At 72.0% G+C, this 16,228-nt stretch carries 13 protein-coding genes; 1 reads left to right on the top strand and 12 read right to left on the bottom strand.

From position 1 onward, the window contains the following. The 11 genes from ACFPZ3_RS28960 to ACFPZ3_RS29010 form a co-directional block, all read right to left on the bottom strand. On the bottom strand, positions 1-1,128 hold the full coding sequence (locus ACFPZ3_RS28960) for a nucleotide disphospho-sugar-binding domain-containing protein (protein WP_379517410.1): 1,128 nt from the start codon (positions 1,126-1,128) through the stop codon (positions 1-3). Continuing rightward, complete coding sequence (locus ACFPZ3_RS28965; protein WP_379517411.1) at positions 1,125-2,783, bottom strand: FAD-dependent monooxygenase; 1,659 nt, start codon at positions 2,781-2,783, stop codon at positions 1,125-1,127. The genes ACFPZ3_RS28960 and ACFPZ3_RS28965 overlap by 4 nt, the downstream gene beginning before the upstream one ends. 17 nt (positions 2,784-2,800) lie before the next feature. Further along, complete coding sequence (locus ACFPZ3_RS28970; RefSeq protein WP_379517412.1) at positions 2,801-4,309, bottom strand: FAD-dependent monooxygenase; 1,509 nt, start codon at positions 4,307-4,309, stop codon at positions 2,801-2,803. A gap of 1 nt (position 4,310) precedes the next feature. Continuing rightward, a complete protein-coding gene (gene glnT, locus ACFPZ3_RS28975) occupies positions 4,311-5,657 on the bottom strand; it encodes a type III glutamate--ammonia ligase (protein ID WP_379517413.1) in 1,347 nt (448 codons plus the stop codon). A gap of 10 nt (positions 5,658-5,667) precedes the next feature. Continuing rightward, positions 5,668-7,536, bottom strand: coding sequence for an asparagine synthase (glutamine-hydrolyzing) (gene asnB / locus ACFPZ3_RS28980; RefSeq protein WP_379517414.1), 1,869 nt, complete (start codon positions 7,534-7,536; stop codon positions 5,668-5,670). Positions 7,537-7,554: 18 nt separating this feature from the next. Continuing rightward, positions 7,555-8,139 carry a DUF1579 family protein gene (locus ACFPZ3_RS28985; protein WP_379517415.1) on the bottom strand — a complete coding sequence of 195 codons (585 nt, stop codon included), beginning with the start codon at positions 8,137-8,139 and terminating at the stop codon, positions 7,555-7,557. 86 nt (positions 8,140-8,225) lie between these two features. After that, positions 8,226-9,866, bottom strand: coding sequence for a glycosyltransferase 87 family protein (locus tag ACFPZ3_RS28990; RefSeq protein ID WP_379517416.1), 1,641 nt, complete (start codon positions 9,864-9,866; stop codon positions 8,226-8,228). Between the two features lie 13 nt (positions 9,867-9,879). Beyond that, on the bottom strand, positions 9,880-10,794 hold the full coding sequence (locus ACFPZ3_RS28995; protein ID WP_379517417.1) for a decaprenyl-phosphate phosphoribosyltransferase: 915 nt from the start codon (positions 10,792-10,794) through the stop codon (positions 9,880-9,882). Then, positions 10,781-12,061 carry a glycosyltransferase 87 family protein gene (locus ACFPZ3_RS29000; RefSeq protein WP_379517418.1) on the bottom strand — a complete coding sequence of 427 codons (1,281 nt, stop codon included), beginning with the start codon at positions 12,059-12,061 and terminating at the stop codon, positions 10,781-10,783. Before ACFPZ3_RS29000 ends, ACFPZ3_RS28995 begins: the two co-directional genes overlap by 14 nt. A gap of 14 nt (positions 12,062-12,075) precedes the next feature. Continuing rightward, positions 12,076-12,834, bottom strand: a complete 759-nt coding sequence (locus ACFPZ3_RS29005) for a decaprenylphospho-beta-D-erythro-pentofuranosid-2-ulose 2-reductase (RefSeq protein WP_379517419.1) — start codon at positions 12,832-12,834, stop codon at positions 12,076-12,078. Continuing rightward, the gene (locus tag ACFPZ3_RS29010) at positions 12,831-14,207 is read right to left on the bottom strand and encodes an FAD-binding protein (RefSeq protein ID WP_379517420.1); all 1,377 of its coding nucleotides are present in this window, start codon (positions 14,205-14,207) and stop codon (positions 12,831-12,833) included. Before ACFPZ3_RS29010 ends, ACFPZ3_RS29005 begins: the two co-directional genes overlap by 4 nt. Before the next feature lie 145 nt (positions 14,208-14,352). On the opposite strand from ACFPZ3_RS29010, the gene ACFPZ3_RS29015 reads away from it, so the two are divergent. Further along, entirely contained in the window at positions 14,353-14,781 is a 429-nt protein-coding gene (locus tag ACFPZ3_RS29015) for an SCP2 sterol-binding domain-containing protein (RefSeq protein ID WP_379517421.1), read from the top strand. Positions 14,782-14,834: 53 nt separating this feature from the next. Here the strand turns inward: ACFPZ3_RS29015 and ACFPZ3_RS29020 are convergent, their stop codons facing one another. Then, positions 14,835-16,214, bottom strand: coding sequence for an acetyl-CoA carboxylase biotin carboxylase subunit (locus ACFPZ3_RS29020; protein WP_379517422.1), 1,380 nt, complete (start codon positions 16,212-16,214; stop codon positions 14,835-14,837). Between the last annotated feature and the right edge of the window lie 14 nt (positions 16,215-16,228).

Genomic DNA, 16,228 nt, shown 5'->3' on the forward strand with positions numbered 1-16,228 from the left:
TCAAGCCAGTTTCTCCAGGAACGGCACGACGTCCGCAGGGGAGGGCAGTGCGTCCATCTCGGCCCGGACCTCCGCGGCCGCCCGGCTCATGTGCTCATCCTCCGTCAGGCGGCGCAGCGCGTCGCGGGCCGACGTCGCCGACACCTCCGACGGGTCCAGGACCGCGGCCAGGCCGCGCCGCTCCAGCAGGGGCGCGTGCATGTACTGGTCGCCGCCGTGCGGCAGGACGAGCTGGGGCACGCCGGCCGCGCACGAGTTCAGCATGGTGGCCGCTCCGCCGTGGTGGACGATGCCCGAGCAGGTGCCGATCACGTCGGCGATCGGCAGCCAGGTGGCGGCGCGTACGTTGGCGGGCAGTTCGGGCAGGTCGGCGGGGTCCGCGCCGCCGAGCGCCAGGACCAGCTCGATGTCCAGGTCCCGCGCCGCCGTGATGAAATCCTCCAGTACGCCGATCCCGGCCCACCTCGGCACCTCCGTGCCGAGCGTCACGCACACGCGCGGCCGTCGCGGCGTGCGGAACATCCACGGCGGCCGGGCGGCGTCGCCCCCGCTGTAGGGGACGAACCGGATCGGCCGGTCGAGCTCCACGCCGGGGTCGAGCAGGCTGGCGGGCATGGGGTCGAGGATGACGGCGGGCTCGACGGGCCAGGCGCGGACCCCGTTGCGCTCGGCGGCGGCCCGCACGTTCGCGCGCACCGCGTCCCGGATCTCAGGCGGCACGGGCAGGCCCAGGTGGTAGCAGACGGCGGGCACGCCACGGGCCGCCGCCACGATCGGGCCCGCGTACTCCAGCGAGGAGTGCACCACCAGATCCGGCCCCCAGCCGTCCGCCAGGGCCGTGAAGCGGTCCACCACCCGGTCGGTGAAGTCGCCGAACAGGCCGCCGAGGAAGCCGGTCAGCTCGAAGCCCGCCGCGGCCGCCTTCTGCTCGTGCTCCCCGAAGGCGGCCATGATGTCGCCGTCGGGGTGGCCGTCCACGGCCGGCAGACCGGCCTTGCCCATGGCCCGCAGCGAATGGCCGCTGCTGGCCACCAGGACGTCGTGACCGGCGGCGCGGGCCGCCCAGGCCAGCGGGACGAGGCTCAGCGAGTGGCCGAGCCCCGGCGACATGGTGAACAGGATCCTCATCTCGACTCCTCGTGAGAACGGTCGTCTTGGGGCAGGTCGAGCACGTGGTCGAGGACGTCCAGGAACGTGTTCTCGCGATCGGTGCCCGGCCGGGACTCCTGCGTGGTGCGCCAGGCGATGAAGCCGTCGGGCCGGACGAGCACCGCGCCGCCGCTGCCCACCCCGTACGCCTTGGCCCACGGCTCGTCGGCGATCAGGTGGGTGTCGAGGTGCAGGCCACGGCGGCGGGCGGCACGAGCGGCGGCCTCGGCCCAGGGGGCGCCGTCCGCGCCTGCCAGCAGCGTGAAGTCCCTGCCCAGCAGGTCGAGCGTCGAGACGCCTGAGTCGAGCACGACGTGCGGCGCCCTCGTCCCCGGCCGCCCTGAGGGGGCGTTCACATCGTCGTAGTCACCGGGGTCGTAGTCACCGGCGTCATGGTCACCGCCGGGCCCCCATGGCTCGCCCGGCTCGGGCACCACCGCGCGGGACCGGTACCGGTAGCCCATCATCACCGTCAGGTCGTCGGCGATCGGCACCGCCGTCACGTCCCCGACCGCCGGGTTCTTGAACCGGTCGAGCGATCGCGCGACCGCCTGGTCCACGGTGAACCGGCCGACCGGCAGCCGCTCGGCCTCATAGCTGCCGAGCAGCCCGGCGCCGGCCTTGCCCGCCAACACATACGCCAGCTTCCACGCCAGGTTGTGCGCGTCCTGCACCCCGGTGTTGGCCCCGAAGCCCCCGGTGGGCGGGTGTACGCGAGCGGAATCCCCGGCGAGGAACACGCGCCCGGAGCCGAGGGACGCCGCGACCCTGGCCGCGAGCTCCCACGGCAGCCGGCCGAGAATCTCGACCTCCAGGCCGGGCACGCCGGCCGCGGCCCGTACCAGGGCGACGCAGCGTTCCTCGGTGAACTCCTCCTGTTCCCCGCCGGGGAAGTACATGGCGTCGAGCTGCCAGCGCTCGCCGTCGGTGCCCAGCACGCCCATGACGTCCTCGTTCATCACCTGGCAGTGCATGAACGCCCGGCCGCGCAGCGCCTCGGTCAGGTCGGCGCGGAACAGGATGGCCATGTTGTGCACCATCGTGCCGAGGCCGCCGGTGGGGATGCCGAGGTTGTGGCGTACCGGGCTGGCGTTGCCGTCGCAGCCGACGAGGTAGCCGGCGCGCACGGTCCTGCGCGTGCCCGTGCGGCGTTCCTCCAGCACGGCCGTGACCCCGTCGCCGTCCTGCTCGAACGAGACCAGCTCGACGCCGAACCGCAGGTCCGCGCCGAGTTCCACGGCCCGGTCGCGCAGCAGCGGCTCCAGCTTGTCCTGGGGGCAGGGCGCCCAGCCGGTAGGGCTCACCGGGCTGGAGTCCTCGAAGACGCCGTGCAGGTAGGGCACCTCGAACCACTCGTGCTCCTCCCCCGCGAGGCTCTCGGCACGCAGGATCCCGCTGCCGCGCTCCTTGCCCTCCAGCCGGCGCTGCGCCGCGCGGATCGCGGGCTCCAGATGCACGGACCGGTAGAGCTCCATCGTGCGCGGGTTCACGCCCCAGGCCCTGGCGTAGATGGAGGTGTCGTGGTGCCGCTCCACCAGCAGGGGGGTGACGCCGTGCCAGGCGAGGAACACCGCCGTCGACAGGCCCACCAGGCTGCCGCCCGAGATCAGGACGGGAACGTGCTCGTCGTACATGATCGTCTCCCGTGGGGTCAGCTGAGAACGGTGCGGAGGTGCGCGTCGAGGGCGGCGGCGCCGTCGAGCGTGGCGTGGCCGGCGAGGTAGCCGTCGGGGCGCACCAGGCAGGCGAGCGGCCGGCCGGCGGCCCCGTAGGTCTGGTGGATCCGGCCGGTCACGTCGTGGAGGGCGCCGGCGTCCCTGGTGGTCACGACCTTGACGGCGAGCCCGGCGCGGGCGTAGCCGGTCAGCCGTCGCTCCGCGGCCGGGTCGAGGCCCGCGCCCGCCAGGACGAGGAGCGTCCACTCGGTCCCGTTCAGCAGCCTGAACAGCCGCGTGAGGTGCCCTTCGCGGGTCGCGACGGGCGCGTCGAACGCCCGCTGCCCCGCCGCGGGAAGCACGTCGGGACAGGACGGGCCGCTCAGCGCCCCTTCGGCGTAGTCCACCGGCGGCTCGGTGCGGATCAGCGGCCGGCCGCCCCTGCGCCGGTGCCCCTCACGGAACAGTGCCTCGGCGTCGGGTTCGAGGCTGCCCGTCAGCAGCCATCCCGTGCGGGCCAGCTGCTCGCGCGCCACGGCCCGCCGCTCGGCCTCATAGGTGTCGAGCAGCCGGGACGAGGCCGTCCCGCCGATCACCGAGGCCAGCTTCCACGCCAGGTTGGCGGCGTCCTGGATGCCGGTGTTCATGGACTGCACGGGAAGCGGGAAGGTCCTGGCCGCCTCGCCCAGCAGCAGGCAGCGCCCGGCGCGGTAGGCGGAGGCCAGGACCCCGGCGGGCCGCACCCGCCAGGGGCGTCCGGGATGGGACAGTCGCAGGTCGGCGCCCGCGATCTCGCGCAGGACCCCCTCGACGTCGTCCAGCTCGCCCGGCCGGCTCATGAACAGCCGGTGCCGGCCGCCCGGTAGCGGCACCAGGCCCGCGTGGGTGCGGGGGCCGTGGAAGATGTACTCGGTGTGGGGGTCCAGTGGGTACGGCGACCTCACGGTGACGTCGAGCTGCAACCACGTCACGTCCGGATATTCGGTGACCTCGCGTGATATGCCGAGCGACTCCCGCGCGGTGCTGCCCGCCCCGTCCGCGGCGATCACCCATTCCGCCCGCAGGCCACCAGAGGGCAACCACGCCGTGGCCACCCGCTCGTCCTGGTCGAGGCTGAGCAGGTCCGTCTCCCATTCCACCTCGACCCCGAGCTCACGCAGCCGGGCGAGCAGCAGCGCCACCGTGCTCTCCTGCGGCACCAGCAGCGGCGTCGGCCATGGGCCGTGCTCCTCGCGGATGTCGATGGCGATCGGATCGTCGCCGAACGGCTGCCACACCTTCCTGGTGAACGGCACACCGGCGGACAGGTAACAAGTCATCGGCAGGCCCAGCGCGTCCAGCGTCTCCAGGGTGCGCGGCCAGATGTTGGGGCAGCCGGTGCCGCGCGCGGGACCCCGCGCGCGGTCCACGATGCGGCAGGCGACCCCGCGGCGGGCGAGCTCCACCGCCGCGGTCAGCCCGGCGGGTCCGGCCCCGACGACCAGGACCTGCGTGTCGGCGGGCATGTCAGCAGGCCAGCAGGTAGTGGCGGAGCTCCCAGTCGGTGATCTGGGAGTGGTATTCGGCGAACTCCTCCTGCTTGACCCTGGCGTAGTAGTCGCAGTATTCGCCACCGGGGACCTTGCCCAGCGCGGCCCGCAGCACCGCGTCCTCGCTCAGCTCGGCCACCGCGTGCACGAGCGTCCCGGGCAGGGGCCTGCCCCCGCTGTGGTGCTCCAGGTCGTGCGTGTTCGGGGGGCCGGGGTCGAGGTTCCTGTCGATCCCGTCCAGCCCCGCGGCCAGCAGTCCCGTCAGCGCCAGGTAGGGGTTGGCGGCCCCGTCCACGCACCTGGCCTCGACCCGGCCGGGCGCGGGCACGCGGAGCAGCTGCGTGCGGTTGTTGCCGCCGTACGTCGCGTAGCCCGGGGCCCAGCTCGACCCGGACGCGGTGGCGGACCCCGCGCCCAGCCGCTTGTAGGAGTTGACGGTCGGGCAGGTCAGCGCCATCAGGCCGGGCGCGTGCTCCAGCAGGCCGGCCACGAACGCCCGGCCGAGGGCGGACAGGCCGAGCCCGTGGGCGTCCTGCCCGTCGAACAGCTCCTCCCCGTCCTCACCCCACAGGCTGAGGTGGAGATGCAGGCCGTTGCCAGTCAGGTGGCCGAACGGCTTGGGCATGAATGTCGCGATCTTCCCCTCCCGCGTGGCCAGCATGTGCACCATGTACCGCAGGAAGATCACCCGGTCGGCGGTGGTGAGCGCGTCGGCGTAGCCGAAGTTGTGCTCGAACTGCCCGTTGGCGTCCTCGTGGTCGTTGGAGTAGTTCTCCCATCCCAGCCGGTTCATGGCCCGGCTGACGGCGGCCAGGTGCGCGAAGTTGCGCGAGGCGGCCCGCGCGTCATAGCACGGCGAGCCGGCGTCATCGAGGGGATCGGCGACCTTGAGCACGCCCGCCTCGTCCCGCTCCAGGAGGAAGTACTCCGGCTCCGCCCCCGCCTTGAACACCATGCCCCTGGCGGAGAGCCGGTCGAGCTGCCGCTTGAGCATGACGCGCGGCGCGTACGGCCAGGGCTCGCCCTCGACCTCCAGATCGCACTGGACCACGGCCAGACCCTCCTGCCAGGGGGCCGGCATGTACGAGCACGGATCCGGGACGGCCACCACGTCGGGATCGGCGGGCGACTGGCCCAGTCCGTCGGCGGCGTGCCCCGCGAACCCGATGCCCTCGCGCATCAGCGTGCCGACGGTGTTCGCGGGGACGAGCTTGGCGCACGGCTTGCCGTACAGGTTGACGAACATCACGAGCAGGAACTCGACGCGGTCGCGAGCGATCGCGGCGGCCAGTTCCTCCGCGTCGCTGGGCGGTGAATAGCTCATCGTGCCTCCCCTACAGTGACAGGCGGACGTCGTAGTCCCGCAGCCAGGAGTTGAACTGCAGGACCATCTCCAGGTTGGCGCGCTGCACCCAGGCGCCCATGCCGGTGGCCAGCTCGTCGGGGTCGGCCAGCACCTCGCGCGCCGCCCTCGGGTCGTAGAAGCCGGCGGCGGGCGCGGCGGGGTCGGCCGCGAAGCGGGTGAACTCGGCGCACAACTTCTCGGCGTACGCGGGGTCCTGCGTCACCGGGTACGGGCTCTTGCGCCGCTCCAGGATGGAGGCGGGCAGCAGATCGGCCGAGGCGGCCCGCAGCAGGCTCTTCTCCCTGCCGTCGAAGCTCTTCAGCGCCCACGGGACGTTGAAGACGTACTCGACCAGGCGAGGGTCGCAGAACGGCACCCGGATCTCCAGCGCGCCCGCCATCGCCAGCCGGTCGGTGCGGTCGAACAGCACCGGCAGCCAGCGGGTGATGTGCAGGTGCAGCAGCTCGCGCATGCGCCGCTCGTGCCCCTCCTCGCCGGGCAGGTGCGGCACCTCCGACAGCGCCTCCTGGTAGCGCTGGGCGGTGGCGCCGGGGATGTCGAGCTTCTCCAGCAGTCCGGGTTCGAGCAGGCCGGCGCCGAGACCGGGCCACGTCGGGTCGACGAGCTGGCCGATGGCCACCCACGGGAAGGTGGGCGCGTACACGAGCTGGGGCGCGTGGACCCAGTTGAAGCCGCCGAAGATCTCGTCGGCCGTCTCGCCCGAGAGCACCACCACGGTCTCGTCGCGGACCTGGCGGGCCAGCAGGTAGATGGAGGCGTCGCCGTCGCCCATGGGGGTGGGCAGGTCCTGCGCGCGCAGCGTCGCTCTGCGCGTCTCGGGGTGCATCATCTGCTCGGGGGTGAGCATGATCTCCCGATGGCGGGCGCCGATGTGCTTGGCCATCTCGCGGGCGTAGGGCGCGTCGGGGGTGTCGCGGACCTCGTCGGGCTCGAAGTTCTCGGTGTAGCCGGCGAAGGTGAGCGCGTACGTGGGCATCGACTCCACGCCCTGGCGGCGCAGCTCGCGGGCGGCGATCGCGGCGATCACGCTGGAGTCGAGGCCGCCGGACAGCAGCACGCCGAGCGGCACGTCGGAGACGAGCTGCGAGCGTACGGACTCCTCCAGCAGGCCGCGGACGGTGTCGATGGTCGCGGCCTGGCCGTCGGTGTGCGGCCGGGACTCAAGGCGCCAGTAGCACTCGTGGCGCGCGCCGCTCTCGCGCAGCACCATGACGTGGCCGGGCTCGACCTCCCGCATGCCCTTGTAGACCGACTCGCCGGGCGTCTTGGCCTGGACGAACAGCTCGCGCAGGCCGTCGAGATCCACCTCGGGCGACAGCCGGCCGGAGGCGAAGATCGCCTTGGGCTCGGAGCCGAACACGATGCCGCCGGGGACGCGCGCGTAGTGCAGCGGCTTGATCCCGAGGTGGTCGCGGACCAGCACGAGCTGCTCATTGCGCAGGTCCCAGACGCCGAAGGCGAACATGCCGTTCAGGTGCTCGCCGCACCGGGTGCCCCACTGCAGGTACGCGCGCAGCGCCACCTCGGTGTCGCAGTTGGAGCGGAAGCGGTGGCCGTGCGACTCCAGCTCGGTCTTCAGCTCGCGGTAGTTGTAGATCTCCCCGTTGTAGGTGATCACCGCGATGGTCCGGCCGTCCTCCTCGGCGACCATGGGCTGGCCGCCGCCGGGGATGTCGATGACCGCGTTGCGGGTGTGGCCGAGCACGGCGTGCCGGCCGACCCAGATCCCCCTCCCGTCGGGGCCCCGGCAGGCGATCGCGTCGGTCATCGTCTCCGCGAGACCGGTCTCCTGGGAGAGGTCCCGTTCAAAGTTCACCAAACCGGCGATTCCACACATATCCGCGTTCCTTCCTCTTCACCGGTGACAGTCGAGATGCTGGAAGACGATCCACTTGCCGACCACGTAGCCCTGGCCGGAGATGCTGAAGGAGGCGTCACCCGTCTTCCTGATGACGTCCTTGTACGGCGCCTCGAACCCCGGCCCGAGGATGCGGCCCTCGAACAGCAGGCCGCCGTCGCGCCAGCCGGGCGCGTACTGCTCGGTGCGGTTGCCGATGCTGTCGAAGAAGAACCCGCTGTAGCGGTTGTTCGCGCTCTCGAAGCCCCACATCCAGGTGCCGGAGGCCGGTCGCGGATTCTCCTTCGTACGCATCTCCCGCAGGTCGAACATCAGCCAGTTGCCGTCGTGCCGGGACTCGACCCACGCCGTGGCCCGGACCGGGAAGGACGTGCCCTCGGGTGAGGAGTTCCGTCCCTCGCACCGCCACGCGCCGCCGAAGGAGGCCATGCTCTTCAGCGCCTCCGCGGGCGCGGGCCCCTTCGCCGCCTGGGGCGGTCCCGCCGCCGCGCCGCCTTCCGCCAGGACGAACCCCGCGGTGGCGATGAGCCCGGCGGCCGTGACCGACGCGACGATCGCCAGGCGGACCTGCTTCGCTGCCATCGAAAACCTCCTTGATCCGCGGCCTCCGCATCGTCGCAACCATCTCTAGGGGCGGAATCGAGGCCGTCTGAAGCCGCCCGTGCGGTTCACCGGGCGAGCTCGACCTCGGCCAGGCGGGCCGGGAACACCCACCTCTTGTAGGACCAGAACCTGAAGGCCGCGCCGAGGGCGACGCCGACCACGTTCGCGGCGACGTTCTTGGCCAGCAGGTCGTCGAGCTGCAGCACGTACACCGTGAAGCCCAGGCACAGCAGGGAGATGCCGGCGGCGACGCCGTTGAGCAGGGCGAAGCGCACGTACTCGCGGGCCAGGCCGCCGCGCTCGCGGTCGCGGAACGTCCAGTGCCGGTTGCCGAAGTAGGCGAGCGTGGTCGCCACGGCGACGGCGATCACCTTGGCGGTCAGGTGTCCCTGGTCCTCGCCCAGCAGCACCCACAGCAGGTTGGTGCCGCCGACGTCGATCACGTACGCGACCGCGCCCACCGCCCCGAAGGCGGTCACCTCGTGCGCCAGCTGAGAAACCCGGCGCCGCACTCCCGACGGCTCGGTGGCGCGGCGGGACCTGATCGCCCCGGCCAGCAGCAGGGTGAGGCCGCCGATGACGAACACACTGGCGAGCAGGTGCCCGGCCACGCTCTCCGGATAGAGCACCGGATAGGGGCTGGCCAGGTAGAACAGGCCGCCGGCGTACAACAGCGTGATGAAGGCGGTGAAGGCCCACATCCGGGCCGAGCGGGCCCGCCGCGCGAGCGTGTAGAGCAGCACCAGCACGGGCACGATCCACGACCAGTGGTGATGCCAGCCGATGGGCGTGACCATCGGCGCGGTGATCCCCACGGCCAGCAGGCCCTCGACGGTGTGGCCGCGCCGGTGCAGCCGCGCCGCCACCCACAGGCCGGCGGCCAGCACGACCGCCGACAGGACCATTCCGGTGATTCCGGCGTCGGGCGCGTGCAGCAGTCTGGCCACGACGCCGTGCAGCGACTGGTTGAAGGTGACGTGCACCTCGCCGACGCGCGCCACGTCCCACAGCAGCCCGGTCCAGTACCTCCACGTGTCCGCGGGGAACAGCAGCGCGCCCGCGAGCACCGTCCCGGCGAACGTGACCGTCGCGGTGATGGCGGACCTGCGTTGCCCGGTGAGGAACAGGTGGACGATGAAGACGGCCGGCACGATCTTGATGCCCGCCGCCAGGCCGACCCCGACGCCGCGCCACGCGGCCCCCTCGGGCCGGATGAGGTCGGCCAGGACGATCACCGCCAGCAGCACGCTCACCTGGCCGAGCATCAGCGTCTCAGCGACCGGGTTGAGCAGGAGCAGCGCCGGGGTCACGGCCAGCACCAGCCGCAGGTGGCGCCGCTCGGGCCTGGCGGCCCGATGGACCAGCCACACCAGGGCCATCAGGCTCAGCACGGTCGCCAGGTGCATGAACACCCCGAAGGCTGAGACGGGCAGGAACGACAGCGGCGCGAACAGCAGGGCGGCGAACGGCGGGTAGGTGAACCACAGCTTGATCTCCAACTGATCGGCCGTGGCCTGCTCCGCCACGAGCGGCGCCCCGTACAGGGACTGGCCGGATCTGGCCAGCTCACCACCGAAGTCGTAGACCCGCAGGTCACCCAGCCACCACGGCACCCCGCCGAGTAACGTCCACAGGACCGCGACAATGGCGCCCGCCGTCAGGGCGACCAGGCCGGCTCGCATCAGCCGATGGGCTCTCTCACTCATCGGTGATCTCCTCTCAGTTCAGATAGGTGCCGGCCACGAGCAGCGCGACCAGGATCAGACCGGCGATGAGCAGGTGCCGGTCGCGGAAGACCAGCTCTTCCGGCGCCTCGCCCTGCCCGTTGTCGATGAGCAGCGCGTAACGCAGGATGGTCGCCACGAACGGCACGATGCTGAGCGACAGCAGCGCGAGCCCGATCCCGTCGTGGAGCTGGAAGACCCACAGGCTGTAGGTGACGATCACGGCCCCGGACGACATCGCCTGGACGTGCGCGAGGTACCGGGCCGAGTACTGAGTCAGGGTCGCCCTGGTCCGCGCGGCCTCAGCGTGCCGCAGTTCGCCCGAGCGCTTGCCCGCGACCATGAACAGCGACCCGAGCGAGACGACCGCGTAGAACCAGACCGAGATCGGCACGCCCACCGCCACCGCTCCCGCGACCGCCCTGATGACGAACCCGCCGGCGACCCCGATCAGGTCGAGCACCGCGATGTGCTTGAGCCAGAACGTGTACGCCGTGGTGAGCGCGACGTATCCGAACACCGCCGCCACCAGCTCGGGCCCCGCGAGCAGCGCCGCCCCCATCCCCATGAGGATCAGCACGGCTCCCACCGCGACGGCCACACCGGCGGGGACGATCCCCGCGGCGACCGGCCGGAACCGCTTGACCGGATGCAGCCGGTCGGCCTTGGCGTCGGCCGCGTCGTTGATGAGGTAGGTGCCGCTCGCGGCCAGGCAGAGGGCGGCGAACGCGACGAGCGTCAGCCCTCCGCCGCGCGCCGTGAAGAGCACGCCCGCGGCGCCCGGCGCGGCCACCACGAGCACGTTCTTGACCCACTGCCGGGGCCGGCCGGCCCGCACCAGGCCGCCGAGGAGGGCGACGTGCCGCCGGGCCGGCGTGCCGGCCCGGCGGGCGGTCTCAACGGAGGCCATGTCCCGCACCGTGTCCCTCACCGCTCTCGGTGAGCACGGGCAGGGGCCCGCGCCGGCGGTGGACCTCGGCGAGCGCGATCAGCAGCACGCCCGCGATCACGAAGGAGGCGGCCAGGAGCTGCGCCCCCGGACTCAGCCCGTAGCCCTCCAGCGGGTTCCACGAGGCGAACATGTACGGCCTGAGCATGAAGACCAGCACCACGAACGTCGTGAGCGCGTACAACCATCGGGACCGCACCCGGCGCGCCATCGTCCACAGCAGGATCAGCACGGGGACGATCCACACCCAGTGCGCGATCCACGAGAACGGCGAGATGAGCAACATCGCGATCGACACCACGAGGACGCCTTCGAAGTTCATCCCCTTGCGGTGCAGGCCGGCGCCGATGGCCAGGGCGGCCACGAAGGTGAGCGCGGCCAGCGCCAGCCACAGCAGGTTGTTGTCGTCGTTGCCGAGCATCCGCACGACCACTCCGCGCAACGACTGGTTGTAGGTGAACTCGGGGATGAAGACCCGGTCCGGCTCCCACATGGCCGAGGTCCAGTAGCGCAGGGAGTCGGTGGGCAACACCAGGTGGGCCACGCCGACCGTGGCGAGGAAGGTGGCGGTCGCCGTCACGGCGGCCTTGAACTGCCGGGTGACGAGCAGGTACACGATGAAGATCCCGGGTGTGATCTTGATCCCGGCGGCCAGGCCGACCAGGAAGCCCTTGCCCCTGGCCCCGTCGGGGCGCATCAGGTCGAGGAAGGCCAGCAGGATGAAGACGTTGATGTTGCCGACCTGCACGTCCTGCAGCACGGGGTCGAGCAGCTGGACCACCGTGACTATGACCGCAGTGAGCACCAGCCGCCGGCGCCCGTACGCCACGCCGACCGCCCGCAGGGACACCCACACCACGCCGCCGAGCGTGAGCATCTTCAGCGTGTTCCAGACCAGGCTCAGCGCGTCCACCCCGAAGAAACTGAACGGGGTCAGCAGCAGCGCGGCGAACGGCGGGTAGTTGAAGGGGGCGTTGAAGTCCAGGTCAGGGCCCAGCGGCGGGGCCACGACGTCGTAGAGGTCGCCGCCGCCGCGCAGGATGACCTCGCTCGACATGTAGTAGACGTTCCAGTCGGCCATCCACCAGATGACCGTGCGCTGGGCCGCCCACAGCAGGATGGACAGCGTGATCGCCACGCCCAGCGCGAAGGCGACGGGGCGGATCGATCGGGTCCACGTGCTCGGCGGGGCTTCCGGGGGCCGGGTGGCCTTGGTCGATGTGGTCATGAGATCTCCTCGGTTCAGGGGGTGAGCCGCCGCCACAGGGGCAGGGGGATCAGGCGGAGTCCGGCGAAGAGCGCTTTCAGCCGCGCTGGAACCCAGACCGTGAGCCGGTCCAGGCGCAGGCCCTCGGCCACCGCGTCCGCGACCTGCTCGGCGGTGGCCGCGAACGGCGCCGGGTGCAGGCCCTCGGTCATGCGGGTGCGAACGAAGCCGGGGCGCACCACCATGACCCGCGCCCCGCTGCCGGCCAGCGCGTCGGCCAGTCCGCGGGCGAACGCGTCGAGGCCGGCCTTGGCGGCGCCGTACACGAAGTTGGACCTGCGCACCCGCACGCCGGCCACCGAGGACAGGACGACCAGGGTGCCGTGACCCTGATCGCGCAGCAGGCCGGCGGCGTGCAGGCCGGTGGAGACGTGGCCGGTGAAGTTCACCGTCGCGCTGCGGGCGGCGGCCCTGGGGTCGCGCTCGAAGGCGGCTTGGTCGCCCAGCACGCCGAAGGCCGCCACGACCACGTCCACGTCGCCCAGCAGTTCCCGGGCGTCGCGGAAGAGCGCCGCGTGCCCGTCCGGCTCGGCGGCGTCGAAGGGGATCACGTGCACCTCGTCGGCGCCCGCCTCCTTCAGCCCTGCCACGGCCTCCGGCGCGTGGCCCGCGCGCGGCGCCAGCACGACCCGGCGGGCGCCGTCGCGGACCAGGCGGGCCGTGATGGCCAGCCCGATCTCGCTGCGGCCGCCGAGCAGCAGCACGGTCGCGACGGACCCAAGCGCGTTCTTCATGAGAGCACCTCTTCCTGGCGGGCGGACAACGACAGACGGCGGGCCAGGTCCGAGACGAGCAGGCCCTCCGGGTCGGCGGCCTGACGGGCGGCGTTCCACTCGGGCAGCCGCGGATACATGCGAGCCACGACCGCGGCCGGCATCCGTGAGTCCTTGGCGAGATAGACGCGCCCGCCCGCACCCGCCACCAGCTCGTCCAGCCCCGCGAGCAGGGGGCCCAGCCGGGGGTCCGCGGCCGGCAGGTCCAGGGCGAGCGTCCAGCCGGGCATCGGGAACGACATCGGCGCCGGGTTGCCGGGGCCGAACCGCTTGAGCACGGCCAGGAAGGACGCCACGCCCGCTCCCGACAGCCGGGCGACGGCCTCGCGCAGCGCCGCCTCCGCGCCGAACGGCACGACGAACTGGTACTGCACCAGGCCGCGCGGGCCGTACAGGGTGTTCCAGCCACGTACGCCGTCGAGCGGGTGGAAGAAGGAGCCGATGCCTTGGATCTCGTTCCTGCGCAGTTTGGGGGATCTGCGATACCACGCCTGGTTGAAGGCGCCGACCGTGAGCCGGTTCAGCAGGTGGGGCGGCACCCAGCCGGGGGCGCGCAGCCCGCGGCCGGGCGCGAAGGCCAGCGGGTCCCGGCGCTCGCGCCGGTGCAGCTCGTCGCGGCGCGCGTGCCGGCCGCGGGTGAGCACTCCCCTGCCCGCCGAACGTCCCGTGAGGTCGATCCAGGCGACCGAGTACCGGTGGTGGTCGTCGGTCGCCGCCATGACCTCCAGCGTGTGGTCGAGGTTCCGCGTCCGCTCGGTGTCCACGCACAGGAACGAGGTCTCCACCGGCACGCACTGGACGACGGCCCGCGTGATCACACCGGTGAGGCCCATCCCCCCGACCGTGGCCCAGAACAGGCCGGGGTCGGAGTCCGGTGTGACCGTCCTGACCTCGCCGCCGGGCAGCACCAGGGTGAGGCTTCTGATGTGGTGGCCCATCGAGCCGTCCACGTGGTGGTTCTTGCCGTGGACGTCGGCCGCGACCGCGCCGCCCACCGTGACCTGGCGGGTTCCCGGCGTCACCGGCACGAACCAGCCGCGCGGCAGCAGGGCGCGCATCAGCGCGTCCAGGGTGGTGCCGCCGCCGACGGCGCACAGGCCCGTGTTCCGGTCCAGGCGCAGCGACGGGGGCAGGCCGGTGCAGTCGATCACCAGGCCGCCTGCGCACTGGGCGGCGTCGCCGTAGGAGCTGCCGAGGCCGCGGGCGATCACGCCGCGCGCCCCCGGGCCGGCGAGCAGCTCGGCCACCTCGTGCACGGAGCGCGGCCGGGCGACCGACGCCCGGGTGGGCGCCGTCCTGCCGAACCCTGTGAGCAGGGCCTGAGTGGTTTCCATGGTCGTCCTTCGATCCGGGTGCAGGCATCGTCGCAACCTGGGTTAGGAGCCAGATCGAGAACTCCTGGTGTCGAGCGGAGCTCTAGGTGCCTCCTAGGCGCTGCTGTGACGCTGCGGGGCAGGACACGTCCAAGGAGGAGCGTTCATGAGTGACGCACGGACCCGTTTCGAAGAGCTGCGCCCCGTCATCGACGGCGGCTCCAGGGACGAACTACTGACCCACATCGGGGACCAGCCCGGCGGCATCGACGGCGTACTCGGCCTGGTCTTCGAGCTGACGCCCGAGAGCTTCAGGGCGGAGAAGGCACGCAAGGGCGAGGGGACCTTCCAGTACGAGATCACCACGCCCGAGGGGCCGAAGTTCTACCACGTGTCGGTGGACCACGGCACGTGCGAGGTCGGGCAGGGGCAGCTGGACTCCCCCAAGGTCACGATCGGCATCGACGTGGACGACTTCCTCAAGCTGACCACCGGGAAACTCGCGGGGCCGCAGGCGTTCATGACGGGCAAGATGAAGGTGTCGGGCAACACCTTCTTCGCCATCAAGTGGCGCGACTGGTTCAGCACCCTCTGAGCCGGCACGAAGAAGGCGCTCCCGGAAGCCGGGAGCGCCTTTCTCGTGCCCGTTCAGGCGAGTGAGCCGGCCCGTGCCCTGGCGGCCTCCGCCAGCATCCTGTCCACCAGCGACGTGGTGTGCTCACCGGCCCTGAACTGCGGGTCGGCCAGGATGCGCCGCAGGAACCCGATCGTCGTGCGCACGCCTTTGCCGCTCACCGTGAACTCCTGCAGCGCCCGGTCCATCCTGGCGATCGCCTGCGGCCGGTCCGCGCCCCAGACGACGAGCTTGGCCAGCAGCGAGTCGTAGTCGGGCGTCACCAGGTATCCGGGCCGCGCGTGCGTGTCCACCCTGACGAACGGCCCCGCGGGCGGCTGGAACTCCTCCAGCAGGCCCGGCGTCGGGATGAAGCCGCGCTCGGCGTCCTCGGTGATGACCCGGCACTCGATCGAGACCCCGCGCGGCGCGACGTCCTCCTGACGGATCGCCAGCCGCTCGCCCGCCGCCACCCTGAGCTGCTCGGCCACGATGTCGATCCCGGTGACCATCTCGGTGACCGGGTGCTCGACCTGGATCCGGCAGTTGATCTCCATGAGGTAGAAGGACCCGTCGGTGTCCACCAGGAACTCGAACGTGCCCGCGCCCGCGTAGCCGACCGCACGGCAGCCGCGGACCGCCATCTCCCCCATGCGCTCGCCGAGGCCGGGCGGCAGCCCGGGTCCCGGGGTCTCCTCGACCAGCTTCTGGTGCCGGCGCTGCACCGAGCAGTCCCGCTCGCCGAGGTGAATGGCGTTGCCGTACATGTCGCACAACACCTGCACCTCAATATGCCGCGCCTTGTCCAGATATTTCTCGACATAGACTCGGCCGTCGCCGAAGATCGCCTGCGCCTCGGCCCTGGTGCGCTGGTAGGCGGAGCGGAAGTCACGCGGGTCGTCGACCACCCGCATGCCCCTCCCGCCCCCTCCCGCCGCGGCTTTGACGATCACCGGATAGCCGATCTCGTCGGCGAGTTCGGCGGCGGCCATCCCGTCGGCGATCGTCTGGTTGCTGCCCGGCAGGACCGGCAGCCCGGCCGCCGCCATGACGGCCCGGGTCTCCGCCTTGTCGGCCAGCCGCGCCATCACCTCCGGCGGCGGCCCGACGAAGGTGATGCCGTGCGCGGCGCAGATCTCCGAGATGTACGGGTCCTCGGACAGGAACCCGTACCCCGGGTGGATGGCGTCGGCCCCGGTGCGCAGGGCGGCCTCCATGATGGCGGGCACGTTCAGGTAGCTCGCCTTGGGCTGGGGCGGTCCGATCTGGATGGCTTCGTCGGCGAAGCGGGCCACCGCGGAGTCGCGGTCTGCGGTGGAGTGGACCGCGACGGTGCGGATGCCGAGTTCCCGGCACGTCCGCGCGACCCGCAACGCGATCTCACCTCGGTTGGCAATCAGGACGGTGCTGAACATGGGCTCCCTAACCG

It is taken from the genome of Nonomuraea insulae (assembly GCF_042656245.1).

What these genes read in the sequence shown, in the direction of transcription:
- ACFPZ3_RS28965 (WP_379517411.1), bottom strand. Translation starts at nt 2,783, where the DNA reads ATGTACGACGAGCACGTTCCCGTCCTGATCTCGGGCGGCAGCCTGGTG.
- ACFPZ3_RS28990 (WP_379517416.1), bottom strand. Translation starts at nt 9,866, where the DNA reads ATGAGTGAGAGAGCCCATCGGCTGATGCGAGCCGGCCTGGTCGCCCTG.
- ACFPZ3_RS29005 (WP_379517419.1), bottom strand. Translation starts at nt 12,834, where the DNA reads ATGAAGAACGCGCTTGGGTCCGTCGCGACCGTGCTGCTGCTCGGCGGC.
- ACFPZ3_RS28970 (WP_379517412.1), bottom strand. Translation starts at nt 4,309, where the DNA reads ATGCCCGCCGACACGCAGGTCCTGGTCGTCGGGGCCGGACCCGCCGGG.
- glnT (WP_379517413.1), bottom strand. Translation starts at nt 5,657, where the DNA reads ATGAGCTATTCACCGCCCAGCGACGCGGAGGAACTGGCCGCCGCGATC.
- ACFPZ3_RS28960 (WP_379517410.1), bottom strand. Translation starts at nt 1,128, where the DNA reads ATGAGGATCCTGTTCACCATGTCGCCGGGGCTCGGCCACTCGCTGAGC.
- ACFPZ3_RS29020 (WP_379517422.1), bottom strand. Translation starts at nt 16,214, where the DNA reads ATGTTCAGCACCGTCCTGATTGCCAACCGAGGTGAGATCGCGTTGCGG.
- ACFPZ3_RS28985 (WP_379517415.1), bottom strand. Translation starts at nt 8,139, where the DNA reads ATGGCAGCGAAGCAGGTCCGCCTGGCGATCGTCGCGTCGGTCACGGCC.
- asnB (WP_379517414.1), bottom strand. Translation starts at nt 7,536, where the DNA reads ATGTGTGGAATCGCCGGTTTGGTGAACTTTGAACGGGACCTCTCCCAG.
- ACFPZ3_RS29015 (WP_379517421.1), top strand. Translation starts at nt 14,353, where the DNA reads ATGAGTGACGCACGGACCCGTTTCGAAGAGCTGCGCCCCGTCATCGAC.
- ACFPZ3_RS29010 (WP_379517420.1), bottom strand. Translation starts at nt 14,207, where the DNA reads ATGGAAACCACTCAGGCCCTGCTCACAGGGTTCGGCAGGACGGCGCCC.
- ACFPZ3_RS29000 (WP_379517418.1), bottom strand. Translation starts at nt 12,061, where the DNA reads ATGACCACATCGACCAAGGCCACCCGGCCCCCGGAAGCCCCGCCGAGC.
- ACFPZ3_RS28995 (WP_379517417.1), bottom strand. Translation starts at nt 10,794, where the DNA reads ATGGCCTCCGTTGAGACCGCCCGCCGGGCCGGCACGCCGGCCCGGCGG.